The sequence below is a fragment of the Dermacoccus sp. PAMC28757 genome (assembly GCF_014302635.1).
GTDB classification, from domain to species: Bacteria; Actinomycetota; Actinomycetes; order Actinomycetales; family Dermatophilaceae; genus Dermacoccus; species Dermacoccus abyssi.
The window spans coordinates 2,903,569-2,915,454 of the sequence record NZ_CP060292.1 but is presented as its reverse complement, the minus strand read 5'-3'; the positions used below and the strand labels follow the sequence as shown (position 1 = coordinate 2,915,454).

Sequence of the window (11,886 nt, the reverse complement as noted above, 5' to 3'; positions counted from 1 at the left end):
CGTTGCAGGTGCTCGCTACACGGCTCCGGCGGCGGAGCCGCATCGGGTTTCTCTGGCATGATGGACGTTGGTTTGGATGGAACGACGTACGAGCGCTGCGGGCGCGGTGTCGTCGACGGTTCGACGAACATCGACCTCTTGGGGAACCGGACGCCTCGCAGTTGCGTCATAGGTACGCGGGAGGGAAACCGCAGCGGCCGAGTGGTCGCCCGTTCCACGAGAAGGAGACGTGTCATGGAACACAACGAAATCAGCCGCCGCGGTGTCGTCGCGGGTGCTGCCGCCATGGGCGCACTGGCCGCCGTGGGTACCGGCGTGGCCACCAGCGCCTCCGCAGCCAACCCGGTTCTCAAGGCCGGTAGCCGCGGTTCGTCCGTCACCGCGCTTCAGAAGCGCCTCAACTCGCTCGGCTACTGGTGTGGCACGCCCGACGGTGTCTTCGGTGCACTGACGGTGCAGGCCGTCCTCGCCATCCAGAAGGTCGCTGGTCTCGGCCGCGACGGGGTTGTGGGTGCCAAGACGTGGGGCGCCGTCAACCGCGGAACCCGCCCGGGCAGCCGTCGCGGTGGTAACCGCATGGAGGTCGACAAGCGTCGCCAGATCGTCATGGTCGTGCGCGGTGGTTCGGTGAAGTACATCTTCAACACCTCCACCGGCAACGGTGAGCTGTTCACCTACTACGGCCGCAAGATCCGCGCGACCACGCCGTCCGGCGAGTTCCGCATCAACCGTCGCGGATCGAACGGCTGGGACTACGGCGCACTCGGTGGCCTGTGGCGCCCGTTCTACTTCAACGGTGGCATCGCCTTCCACGGCTCCGCGTCCATCCCGGCCTACCCGGCCTCGCACGGTTGCTGCCGCCTGTCCGTGTCGGCGCAGAACTTCCTCATCGCGAACCGCCTGCTCTATATCGGCGAGCCGGTCAGCGTCTACTGATCGCGGACGCCCCCACGATCGACGACGGCCCGTCACCTCCTCTCGGAAGTGACGGGCCGTCGCTCGTCCGGGCAGAACGTCAGCGACTCCAGACGTCCTTGATCCAGGCCTCGACCTCGTCAGGCTCACGGGGAAGGGCCTTCGACAGGTTCTCGTTGCCGTCGGCCGTGATGAGCACGTCGTCCTCGATGCGCACACCGATGCCGCGGAAGCGCTCGGGGGCGAGCTCGTCGTCCGCCTTGAAGTACAGGCCCGGCTCGATCGTGATGATCATGCCCTCGCTGAGTTCGGCGTCCATGTACTCCTCCTTGCGCGCCAGGGCGCAGTCGTGGACGTCGAGGCCGAGGTGGTGGCTCGTACCGTGCACCATCCAGCGACGGTGGTACTGGCCGTTCTCCGGGTCGAGCGTCGCCTCGACGTCGACACCCTCGGGAAGAAGGCCCCACCCGTGCAGGCGCTCGGCGATGACGCGGATGGCCGCGGCGTGGACGTCGGAGAACTTCGCACCGGGTTTCGCGGCCGCGAAACCGGCGTTCTGAGCGTCGAGGACGGCCTGGTAGATCTCGCGCTGGGCAGGCGAGAAGGTTCCCGAGACCGGCAGCGTACGCGTCACGTCGGCGGTGAACAGCGAGTCGACCTCGACTCCGGCATCGATGAGGATGAGGTCGCCGGAGCGGATCTCGCCGGTGTTCTTGATCCAGTGCAGCGTGTTGGCGTGGTCGCCGCTCGCACAGATGGAGTCGTAGCCGACGCCATTGCCGGCGTGACGCGCGTGGAGTCCGAAGACGCCCTCGACCCAACGCTCACCGCGACCGCGGTGTACCGCTTCCGGAAGGTCGGCGACGACGGCCTCGAAGCCACGTGCCGTGGCGTCGCAGGCCTCGCGCATCTGGCCGACCTCCCACGCGTCCTTCGTCAGGCGCGCGGTGGACAGGAAGCGTGCCAGCTCGGCGTCCTTGGCCTGGACGGCCTCGGTGGCCGCCTCGTCGAGGTGGGAACGCACCTGCTCGATCTGGGCAGTGATGTCGGCGTCGGCGTCGCGCACGACAAGGACGTCGACGACGCCGGCGTCCTTCGCGACGGCGTCACCGAACTCGTCGATGTGACGGGCCGTCACGCCCAGTTCGTTCGACATGTCATCGAGTGTGGGTCGGGCACCAACCCAGAACTCTCCGTAGCGGCTGTCACCGAAAAACTCCTCGGTGTCGCGGCCTGCGAGGGGCTTGAAGAACATCTGGGCTTCGTGGCCGCCCTCGGGGCGCGGCTCGAGGACGAATACGGCGTCCGGTTCACGATCGGCGCCCAGGCCCGTCACCCAGGCAAAGGCCGAGTGGGGACGGAACTGGTAGTCGCAGTCGTTGCTGCGGACCTTGAGTCCGCCTGCGGGGATGACGAGCCGTGCGTCGGGGAACTCCCGCGAGAGGGCCTCGCGACGGGCCGGCGTGAAGTCTGCGACCGCGGCGCGTGGCGTCGGTGTCGTGTCACGCGGCGCCCAACCGGAGGCGACGAACTCGCGGAACTGCGCGCCGCCGGGACGGCTTCGGTGCTCTGCTTGCTGCTGCTTCTCACTCACACCTCCCATTGTGCCCCTTCGCGCCGACACTGCGCCGGGTGGGCGGCTTGCCGACCCGGGGTGGGTATGCCGCACAATGACGGGTGGCTGATGGTGGATGCGACAAGGTGGTGAAAATGCCCGAGGGCAGCATGCGTGGACGGCCCCAACGATCGACGCCGGGCGGTTCGACACGCGTGCGAGGACGAGCTCGATCGGTGCTGCGTCCGAGCGGTCCTCCGACGATGCCCATCGCGGTTCGGGGCGGGAGTGACTACGTCTCGGAGTGGCACACCCGCGCCGTCATCGACTTCTGCCTGCGTCTCGGTGAGGCCATGCTCGTGACCGGGGCCTCCGTCGCCGACACGACAGCCGCCCTGTTGCGGGTCTGCCGCGCCTACGGCCTCTCGAGCGTCCACGTCGACATCACCTACACCTCCGTGACGCTCAGCATGCACCGCGGCGTGCACCGCGACCCCATCACCGTCATGCGCATCGTCAGTTCGATGGGTACGGACTACTCGCGCCTCGAGGCGCTCCACTCCCTCGTGCGCGAGATCGGTGCCAGCGGCAGCGAGCCCGTCGACATCGAGGACAACCTCGGTGAGCTCGAACGCATCCTCGAGATGCCGCACTCATACCGTCGCGGCGTCGTGACGGCAGCGTGGGGTCTCATGGGCGCCGGTGTCGCCATGCTTCTCGGTGGTGGTCTCATGATGATCCTCATCTCCGGTGTCGCCACCGCGCTCATCGACTACGTCCAGGTGCGGTTCGCGCGGATGGGGCTGTCGACCTTCTTCGGACAGGTCATCGGGGCGACCATCGCAGCCGGCATCGCGGTGGCATTGCTCGTCATCCGCGATCACACCGGCGGCATCTGGTGGCTCGCACAAGTGCGCCCGAGCATCGTCGTGGCCTCGAGCATCGTGGTGCTGCTGGCCGGTATGTCCGTCGTCACCGCTGCGCAGGACACCCTGGACGGCTTCTACCTCACCGCCGGTGCGCGCACGTACGAGGTCATGCTGCTGACCGGCGGCGTCGTGGCCGGGGTTCTGCTCGTGCTGAGTCTCGCGCGTCGCATCGGGGTGAACCTGTACGTCATCCCCTCGGACGGGTTGGCGCAGAACGTCGTCGTCCAGATCCTCGCCGGAGCGCTGCTCGGCGGCGCCTTCGCCGTCTCGGCCTACTGCGCGCCCCGAGCGGTCCTCGTCTCGATCGTCACGGGCGGGGTCTCGTGGCTCCTCTTCGCCACGTTCAACATCCTGGGGGGCACCTCGCAGCCCGTTGCCTCCGGAATCGCGACCTTCCTCATCGGGTGTGCGGCACCGACGGTGGCGCGGCGACTGCACGTGCCGAGCATCGCAGTGACCGCCGCGAGCATTGTTCCCTTGCTCCCCGGTCTCGCGGTCTACAAGGGCATCATGTACTTCGTCACGGACAACGAGGACAACAACTGGGTCGACTCGTTCCTGCTGGCGATGCTCGTGGGGCTTGCGCTGTCGGTCGGCGTCTCCCTCGGGACGCTGCTCGGCCGTCAGATTTCCGCAGGCGCGGACTCACTCACCTCGAAGGTGTTGCGTCGCACCGTCCAGCAGACCGACTGACGCGCGTCACTTCGACGTCGACGACGCCGTGGGCTTCGTGGACGTGCTGCTCGAGGGTTTCGCCGAGCCGGTTGTCTTGTTGGACGAGGAGGGCGCCATCGAGGACGAACTCGACGAGGACGCTGTGCTCGACGAACTGGAGCTCGGCTTAGGCGGGTTGGACGTCGAGGTGGGAACGGGGGCCGGTGTCGTGCCGCTGGCGGTCGAACCCTTGTCGCCCTTCTTCGTCCACGTTAGGCCGGCGAGGAACGACGTGAGGGTGGCCTCGTCACGCTTCGCGTCGGCCTGGGCACTCGTCAGCGTGATGACGTAGAGGGCTTTGTCGTGCGCCACCATCGTGTAGGTCCGCTGCAGTTCGACGTTCTTCTCCGTCGACTTGGCCGTGAAGGCCACCGACTTCTCACCCCCGACGGTGCGCTCGGGGAGCCGCTCCACGCTCGCGCCGTCCTGGCGAGCCTGCATCATCGCCATCTGGACGGTCTTGTCGAGAGCCGGCGCGGGGGAGACCTTCGAGCGGGTGATCGCGATCGTGGGGGCGACGTTGTGAGCGACGGTGGCCGAGGAGAGGTAGGCGACGGCCTGGGCCTTCTTCGACAGGTTCCATCCGCTGGGCACCACGAAGTTGAAGACCTTGTCGGAACTCACGACGGCGCCGGGGCTCGGCGACGTCACCGGGTTCGGGTTGGGCGCAGCCGTCGTCGGCGACTGGGCACCGTTCGTGAACGTCGACGACGTCGGTGTGACGTCCTTCGGGTCGGCGCCCGAACTACAGGCCGTCAACGAGACGAGGACTGCAGCGGTGAGGGCGGCGACGACGTGGCGAGGCATGAAATCCAGCCTATCGACGTGGCTCACGCGCCCTGGGAGCGACGCGCGGCGCACCGCGCGAGCCACGGCGTGACCGGCCTGCGCCACAGCAGATAGACGGCCGAGACACCGACGACGACGGTGACGAGCCCCAGAAACGCTCCCGGGCCGAAGGAACGCACCGCGGAGAAGGCGAACGTGAAGGTGTAGACGGTGGCGAAGAGCGTCGCGAGAGGCCGTCCGCTGGTGCGACCGATGGCGCACAGCCGAGCGACCACGAGCCAGAGCGCCACGAACGTCACGCCGGTGCCTACACCGAACCAGTACGCCTGATCGGTGGCTCGCTCGAGCGCCTTGCCGTCGAGGGAGCGGTCGAACTCGTCGGCGAGGCGGGCCGTCTGGGCCCGGATACCCTCCCGATCGAGTGCCGTCGTGAGGGTCGACAACGCCTGGACGAGCGCGCCTGCAAGCATGAGCCACACCGCGTACCGCACGGGTTGGGGCATGGCCTCGCCTGTGGTCGTGTCGTCGTCGGAGCGGGAGGATTCCACGACGAGCAAGGCTAACGTGTGAGCGTGCGTATCGACCTTCACACCCACTCCACCTGTAGCGACGGCACGACGACGCCGGCTGAGGTGGTCGCAGAAGCGGCTCGCTCCGGCCTCGACGTCGTCGCCCTCACCGATCACGACACGACGCGTGGTTGGGACGAGGCAGCCGCTGCCGCCCGTGAGCACGGCATCGACCTCGTACCCGGCATCGAGGTCTCGTGCAAGCACGAGGGAATCAGCATCCATCTGCTTGCCTACCTCCCGCCCACGGACGGCGAACTGATCACCGAGCTCGAGAAGGCCCGCTCGTCGCGCCTCACGCGAGCGCAGCGCATGGTGGAGCGCTTGGGTGAGGATGTCGACATCACGTACGAGCAGGTGCTCTCCGTCGCCGGTGCCGATGCGACCATCGGGCGGCCGCACATGGCGGACGCTCTCGTCGCGAACGGCGTCGTCGCGAATCGCTCCGAAGCGTTCGAGCGCTACCTCTACAACGGCAGCCCGTACCACGTCGGCCATTACGCGCTCGATCCCGTGCGCGCCGTGGAGTTGGTGCGCGCGGGCGGTGGAGTGCCTGTCATGGCGCACCCCTTCGCCGAATCGCGCGGGCGCATTGTCGACGAGGACGTCGTGCGTGCCATGGCTGACGCCGGCCTCGTCGGCATCGAGGCGCACCACCGCGACCACGATGCCTCACAGGTCGAGCGGGCGCTCGCGATCGCCCGGGAGCGTGACCTCGTCGTCACGGGCTCCAGCGACTTCCACGGAGCCGGCAAGCCCAACCGATTGGGGGAGAACACGACTGCTCCCGACCAATACGAACGGCTGCTCGCCGGGGCTTCCGGCGGTACCGAGGTCGTGCGGGCCCGCCACTGAGCCGTGTGATCGCGTCGTGAAGTGAAGGACGAACGCCGTCGGCCCGGGAACCACGTGGTTCCCGGGCCGACGGCGTTGCTCGAGTCTCGGGGCCGATCAGACGTCGTGACGCGGCGGCTGCCCCTTCGGGCGAACACGCGGACGTCGGGGCGTCTCACCGGGCACACGCGTGGCACGGCTGTCACCCGTGGCGACCTCGGTGGCGAGCGTCGAAACCCTCTCGGCGTGCTCGGACGGCACGGCGACGAGGCTGATGTCGTCACCGCCGTGCGTCTTGACGCCGCTGATGACGGCCTTCTCGATGAGGTCGCGTCCCTTCTGGGCGCGCAGCATCATCGGGTCGGAGTGCAGCTCCCGCACGAGCGCGACGCACATGAGCACCATGACGATGACGAACGGCAGCGAGCTGACGATCGTGATGTTCTGCAGGCTCGTGAGAGCGGCCGACGAATCTCCTTCGGCCAGGCCGGCGAGAAGCATGACGGCGGCCACGGCGCCGGTGGCGGCACCCCAGAAGATGACGACCCAGCGGCTCGGCTCGATGCGGCCACGCTCGCTCAGCGTGCCCATGACGATCGAGGCCGCGTCGGCGCCCGAGACGAAGAACACGGCGACGAGCACCATGACGACGACCGTGGTCACACCCGCGAGCGGGAAGTGGTCGAGGACGTCGAACAGGGCCGCGTTCGAGTCGACGGTGAAGACACCCTCGACCTTCTTCGCGATGTCGTGGGTCTCACGCTGCACGTCGATGGCCGTGCCACCGAAGATGGCGAACCACACGAGCGAGACGAGCGACGGCACGAGGAGAACGCCGGTGATGAACTGGCGGATCGTACGGCCACGCGAGATGCGCGCGATGAACATGCCGACGAACGGGGTCCAGCTGATCCACCAGGCCCAGTAGAAGACCGTCCAGCTCGCGAGCCAGTCGTGCATCGGCTGCAAGCCGGTGGCCTGGCTGCGCGACGCCATGAAGGGCAGCTGGTCCATGTAGTCGCCGAGGCCGGTCGGCAGCAGGTTGAGGATGAAGGCCGTCGGGCCGACGACGAACAGGAACACGGCGAGCACGAGGGCGAGCACCATGTTGAAGTTCGACAGGTACTGGATGCCCTTCTCGACGCCGGAGACGGCCGAGAAGATGAAGCAGATCGTCAGGATGACGATGATCGACACGAGTGCCGTGCCGCCGACCTTGTTGACCCAGCCGTTCTTCTCGAGGCCCGCGGCGATCTGCAGGGCACCGAGGCCCAGCGATGCGGCCGAACCGAACAAGGTCGCGAAGATCGCGAGACCGTCGATGACCTTGCCGACGGGTCCTTCGGCGCGGCGTCGTCCGATGAGCGGAACGAACGTCGAGCTGATGAGCTGGCTGCGCCCCTTGCGGAACGTTCCGTACGCGATGGCGACACCGACGACGGCGTAGATCGCCCACGGGTGAAGCGCCCAGTGGAACATCGTCGTCGCCATGGCGACCTGGAGGGCCTCGGGGCTCTCCGCGCCGGCACCGCTACGCGGCGGCGGGGTGACGAAGTGCGTGAGCGGCTCGGCGACCCCGTAGAACATGAGGCCGATGCCCATGCCGGCGCTGAACATCATCGCGATCCACGAGGTCGTCTTGAACTCGGGCTTCTCGTTGTCGTGACCGAGCGGAATGTTGCCGTAACGGCTCGCCGCCAGCCAGATGGCGAAGATGACGAAGCACGTGGCGAACAGGATGAACGCCCAGCCCATCGAGTCCATGACCCACCCGAGGGCGGTCGAGGAGCCCGACGACATCGTCTTGGGCGAGAGAAGACCCCACGCGACGAACGCGATGGCGAAGGTAGCCGTCACGCCGAAGATGATCTTGTCGAGAGTGCCCTTGTGGACGGCCTCGTGCTGGGGAATGGGCTCGTCGACGCCGACGAGCATTTCGTGGGACGAGTGCGCGGTCGACGAATCCGACGACGTGCCCTCGTCCGAGGTTGTGTGCTGCTGCGAAACGCTGTCAGGTTCCGCTGGTGGTGTCGTGTCGGACACGCGGAACCTCCCGTATCGGCCCCTTGCGGGCGCCTACTTTTCGTACTCGGACAACCGCTTTCCCCCGAAGGAAGGGAGACCGGTAACCGTGTGAGCCTACCGGGGGCCGTGACGCATAGCGAATGAAATCAGTTAAGCCGCCCCGTCAGACGGGTCACGTCCGAGCACGAAACGCCCCCGCCGTCGGAAGCGAGACCGAGGACGGGGGCGTGACCGACATGCGTTCAGCGCCGGAAGCGGCGGCGCAGTCCGCCGACGACGGACCGGGCGCGGTCGGAGGGTGCGGAGCCGTGCGGAATGACCTCCGACAGCGTGCTCTTCTCCCCGTCGTCCGCGGCTATCGCGGCACGTGATTCGGCGCCGATGCTGGTCTCCTCACCCCGCGCCTTCCGGTCGGCGAGGCGCCGAAGACGCTCCGTGCGCAGGGCTGCGGTGCGCCCCCGGTCGGTGCGGTACTCGAGATCGTCGGCACTGATCGTGCCCGCCCGCAGGTCGATCTGCTCGCCCACGTAGCGGAAGAGCACGGCGATGGTGGCGACGACCGGCACGGCGAGGAAGCCACCGACGACGCCGTGGCCCTCGGAGCCCGCCGCGATACCGAGCAGGACAAGCACGGGGTGCAGCGACATCGAGCGGCTCTGCAGCATCGGCTGGAGCACGTGGCCCTCGATCTGCTGCACGGCCACGATGATGCCGAGCACGATGAGCGCCGTCGTCGGACCCTGCGTCACGAGGGCGACGAGCACCGCGAGAGCACCCGCGACGAACGCGCCCACGATCGGGATGAAGCCACCGAAGAAGGTGATGACACACAGGGGCAGGGCCAGGGGCACGTCGAGGATGACGAGACCGATTCCGATGAAGATCGAGTCGATGAGGGACACGATCGCCTGGGTGCGGATGAAGCCCGAGAGCGTGTGCCACGCGCGGGTGAAGACCTCGGTGAGGTGCGCGCCGGTGCGCTCACCCGTGACCAGACGCACCCACGGCAGGAATCGGTCACCGTCCTTGATGAAGAAGAAGGACAGGATGAGGCTCAGCACGAGCGTCACGAGGACACTGCCGACCGTCGTCACGCCGGAGAACACTCCGGACGCGATGACGTCACCGGACTTGGTGATCTTGTCGTTGATCGTGCCGACTGCGTTGTCGATCTGCTGTTGCGGAACGTTGAACGGCGGGCCCTGGACCCACTCCTGAACCTGTGAGACACCCTGGGTCGAGCGGGTCGCGAGTTCCGGAGCCTGGTTCGCGACCGAGGGCACGATGGCGGAGATGACACCGCCGAGGATGCCGAGGGCGCCAAGGATCGAGAGGAAAGCCGCCAACGCCGGAGCACAGCCGCGTCGACGAAGCCACGCCGTCGGCGGCCACAGGACCGTGGCGATGATGAGGCCGAGGATGAGCGGCAGGATGATGACCCAGAACGGCGCGAGCGCGCGTCCGAGCAGGTAGAGCGTGACGATGACGACGCTGATACGTAGTGCCCAACGCGACATCGAGGCAAAGCCCGACGCGAGGATCTGCGAGCGATCGGCCATGGGGCCGTTCTCCGGCTCGTTCTCGTCCTGACTCTCACGGCGCGCATCGAGGTTGCGCTCGTCGAAGTTCTGGTCGCCGGAGTTGCGGCTGTCGTCCTGCTGGGGCGGAACGTCGGCGTCGGCGTCGAGTGGCCTGGAATCGTCCGGGTTTGTAGCCGGCATATCGTCGTCCTGGCGCTTGGCTGGCGTCATGGGTGGGCGACCTTTCGTGGCAGTGTCTTTGGGCCCACAGTAATGGGCGTGCGGTGCCGCCCGCGAGGTGGCGGAGCGGGGTGTCGCACGATGCGAAACAGGGTGCACCCCAAAGGATGCACCCTGTTTCGACCGATCAGTTCAGGTCGGCCGGCGGCGTGTTCGCGCCGCCCGAACCACCGCGCGTGCGGCGACGACGTCGGCGCGGCTGGCCGTCGCCGGAATCCTTGGAGGAGTCGGCTCCGTTGCTCTCACGGCTCTGACGGTCACCGCCACGTGGGCGATCGCCGTTCGAGCGGGAGCCGCCTCGGCCACCTTGGCCGCGGCCACCGGAACGGTTGTCGCGACCGCCACGACCACCGGAACGCTCGCTCGAGCGCTCACCGCCGGAGCGGCCCGTCTCGCCGAGGTCCTCGACGCGCTCTGCGCCGAGTCCTTCGCGGGTGCGAGCCGACTTCGGGAGCTTTCCCGTGGCGTTCGTCGGGATGTCGAGATCTGTGAAGAGGTGCTCGGAGCTCGAGTACGTCTCCTGCGGCTCCGGGACGCCGAGGTCGAGCGCCTTGTTGATGAGCGTCCACCGGTGCAGGTCATCCCAGTCGACGAGCGTGATGGCGATACCGGTGTTGCCCGCGCGGCCCGTGCGGCCGATGCGGTGGACGTAGGTCTTCTCGTCCTCGGGGCACTGGTAGTTGACGACGTGCGTGACGTTTTCGACGTCGATGCCGCGCGCGGCGACGTCGGTGGCGACGAGGACGTCGACCTTGCCCGCACGGAAGGCGCGCAGGGCCTGCTCGCGAGCGCCCTGGCCGAGGTCACCGTGCAGCGGTGCTGCCGCGAAGCCGCGCGCGTTCAGCTCGTCGGAGACCTTGGCGGCGGTGCGCTTCGTGCGGCTGAAGATGATAGTGAGGCCACGGTCCTTGGCCTGCAGGACGCGGGCGAGGAGTTCGACCTTGTCCATGGCGTGTGCGCGGTAGACGATCTGCTCGATGGCGGCCACCGTCTCGGCCTCGCTCGCGTCGTCCTGCATGGCGCGGATGTGCGTGGGCTGCGTCATGTAGCGGCGCGCCAGCGCGACCACGGCGCCGGGCATCGTCGCGGAGAACAGCATGGTCTGGCGGGCGGCCGGCGTCATCGCGAGGATCTTCTCGACGTCCGGCAGGAAGCCCAGGTCGAGCATCTCGTCGGCCTCGTCGAGTACGAGCCCGCCGACGTACGACAGGTCGAGGTGTCCGCGGGAGGCGAGGTCGATAAGGCGACCGGGCGTACCGACGACGACCTCGACGCCACGCTCGAGTGCCTCGATCTGCGGCTCGAAGGCGCGGCCACCGTAGATCTGGACGATGCGGATGCCGCGGCGCTTGGCGGCTGCCTCGAGGTCGGAGGCGACCTGGACGGCGAGCTCACGCGTCGGCACGACGACCATGGCCTGTGGCTTGCCCTCGGGTGCCGGGACGGGGGAGTTCGACGTTTCGCCCTTCACGGTGACGCGGGCGAGGAGCGGGACGCCGAAACCGAGCGTCTTTCCGGTGCCGGTACGGGCCTGGCCGATGATGTCGTGGCCCGAAAGGGCCACGGGCAGCGTCATCGCCTGGATGGGGAAGGGGTGGACGATGCCCTTGTCGGCCAGGGCCGCCACGATGTCGGGGTGGACCCCGAAGTCGGCGAACGTCTGGGTGGCGATGGGCTCGGCGGGGGCCTCGGCCTCGATGGAGGTGATGCCGGCCGAATCGAGTTCGGCCGCGCTCGGCTGGGTCTGGGTCACGATCGTGCTTCCTGTCGGGCCCCGGGGCATGGTTGCCACGCCG

General features: G+C 68.0%; 9 protein-coding genes. 3 read left to right on the top strand and 6 right to left on the bottom strand.

What is annotated here, in order from left to right; translation table 11 throughout:
- Positions 1-234: 234 nt before the first annotated feature.
- A complete protein-coding gene (locus H7F30_RS13780; RefSeq protein WP_052946711.1) occupies positions 235-936 on the top strand; it encodes a L,D-transpeptidase family protein in 702 nt (233 codons plus the stop codon).
- Positions 937-1,015: 79 nt separating this feature from the next.
- Here the strand turns inward: H7F30_RS13780 and H7F30_RS13775 are convergent, their stop codons facing one another.
- Complete coding sequence (locus H7F30_RS13775; RefSeq protein ID WP_370562647.1) at positions 1,016-2,518, bottom strand: aminopeptidase P family protein; 1,503 nt, start codon at positions 2,516-2,518, stop codon at positions 1,016-1,018.
- A gap of 107 nt (positions 2,519-2,625) precedes the next feature.
- Between H7F30_RS13775 and H7F30_RS13770 the strand changes: the two genes are divergently transcribed.
- Positions 2,626-4,092 carry a threonine/serine exporter ThrE family protein gene (locus tag H7F30_RS13770; protein ID WP_187035763.1) on the top strand — a complete coding sequence of 489 codons (1,467 nt, stop codon included), beginning with the start codon at positions 2,626-2,628 and terminating at the stop codon, positions 4,090-4,092.
- A gap of 6 nt (positions 4,093-4,098) precedes the next feature.
- Here H7F30_RS13770 and H7F30_RS13765 read toward each other — a convergent pair whose 3' ends face one another.
- Both H7F30_RS13765 and H7F30_RS13760 read right to left on the bottom strand, forming a co-directional pair.
- Positions 4,099-4,920, bottom strand: coding sequence for a hypothetical protein (locus tag H7F30_RS13765; RefSeq protein ID WP_118912158.1), 822 nt, complete (start codon positions 4,918-4,920; stop codon positions 4,099-4,101).
- 23 nt (positions 4,921-4,943) lie between these two features.
- Positions 4,944-5,450 (bottom strand): hypothetical protein, encoded by a 507-nt coding sequence (locus tag H7F30_RS13760; protein WP_147362579.1) that lies wholly within the window; start codon positions 5,448-5,450, stop codon positions 4,944-4,946.
- Positions 5,451-5,474: 24 nt separating this feature from the next.
- On the opposite strand from H7F30_RS13760, the gene H7F30_RS13755 reads away from it, so the two are divergent.
- Positions 5,475-6,326 carry a PHP domain-containing protein gene (locus H7F30_RS13755; protein ID WP_047311042.1) on the top strand — a complete coding sequence of 284 codons (852 nt, stop codon included), beginning with the start codon at positions 5,475-5,477 and terminating at the stop codon, positions 6,324-6,326.
- A 96-nt stretch (positions 6,327-6,422) separates the two neighbouring features.
- Here H7F30_RS13755 and H7F30_RS13750 read toward each other — a convergent pair whose 3' ends face one another.
- The 3 genes from H7F30_RS13750 to H7F30_RS13740 all read right to left on the bottom strand — a co-directional run bounded on the left by H7F30_RS13750 (position 6,423) and on the right by H7F30_RS13740 (position 11,873).
- Entirely contained in the window at positions 6,423-8,240 is a 1,818-nt protein-coding gene (locus H7F30_RS13750; protein WP_118912156.1) for a BCCT family transporter, read from the bottom strand.
- Positions 8,241-8,572: 332 nt separating this feature from the next.
- The gene (locus tag H7F30_RS13745) at positions 8,573-10,081 is read right to left on the bottom strand and encodes an AI-2E family transporter (RefSeq protein WP_255464866.1); all 1,509 of its coding nucleotides are present in this window, start codon (positions 10,079-10,081) and stop codon (positions 8,573-8,575) included.
- 136 nt (positions 10,082-10,217) lie between these two features.
- Positions 10,218-11,873 (bottom strand): DEAD/DEAH box helicase, encoded by a 1,656-nt coding sequence (locus tag H7F30_RS13740; RefSeq protein WP_187038089.1) that lies wholly within the window; start codon positions 11,871-11,873, stop codon positions 10,218-10,220.
- Between the last annotated feature and the right edge of the window lie 13 nt (positions 11,874-11,886).

Bases quoted from the DNA above. Each gene is read 5' to 3' on its own strand.
- H7F30_RS13780 (WP_052946711.1), top strand. From the start codon at position 235: ATGGAACACAACGAAATCAGCCGCCGCGGTGTCGTCGCGGGTGCTGCC.
- H7F30_RS13775 (WP_370562647.1), bottom strand. From the start codon at position 2,518: ATGGGAGGTGTGAGTGAGAAGCAGCAGCAAGCAGAGCACCGAAGCCGT.
- H7F30_RS13770 (WP_187035763.1), top strand. From the start codon at position 2,626: ATGCCCGAGGGCAGCATGCGTGGACGGCCCCAACGATCGACGCCGGGC.
- H7F30_RS13765 (WP_118912158.1), bottom strand. From the start codon at position 4,920: ATGCCTCGCCACGTCGTCGCCGCCCTCACCGCTGCAGTCCTCGTCTCG.
- H7F30_RS13750 (WP_118912156.1), bottom strand. From the start codon at position 8,240: ATGCTCGTCGGCGTCGACGAGCCCATTCCCCAGCACGAGGCCGTCCAC.
- H7F30_RS13745 (WP_255464866.1), bottom strand. From the start codon at position 10,081: ATGACGCCAGCCAAGCGCCAGGACGACGATATGCCGGCTACAAACCCG.
- H7F30_RS13740 (WP_187038089.1), bottom strand. From the start codon at position 11,873: ATGCCCCGGGGCCCGACAGGAAGCACGATCGTGACCCAGACCCAGCCG.